At 43.8% G+C, this 416-nt stretch carries 1 protein-coding gene; it reads right to left on the reverse strand.

Going from position 1 to position 416, the window contains the following annotated elements; genetic code table 11:
- On the reverse strand, positions 1-416 hold a 416-nt coding region (locus ACX5KA_RS10660; protein WP_458731106.1), incomplete at both ends, for a transposase.

Raw genomic sequence — 416 nt, forward strand, 5'->3', positions numbered from 1 at the left:
GACATCGGTAAGAGATGTAAGCACTCGACACTCTTTTCCTTTAATTTTCTTCGTAATTAGTCGCGCTTCAAGCTCATTGGGAAGTGTGGGGAATTTCTTTCTCGCTTGAGGTGTGGTTGTTAGTTTTACCCGTTTATCTACTCGGCTATAGCTCTCTAACACATCAAACTGGAGGCCTTTTCTGGCAGGTATCATCCAGTGTCTTTCTTGTCCCTCACTATGCCATTGGTGGAGTAAGCCCAACGAATAAAAACCACGGTCAAACATAGTGAGCGAATGGTTAGGCGTGTCTTTAATTAGCTGCTCTGCTAGCACCATCTCGTTAGACTTATACTTATCAAACACACTGTTTATAAGTTGATGACTCGTCAGTTCCATCTGGCAGACCATGCGAATCTGAGGAAAGGCTGTATCAC

Source organism: Alteromonas alvinellae (genome assembly GCF_902705805.1).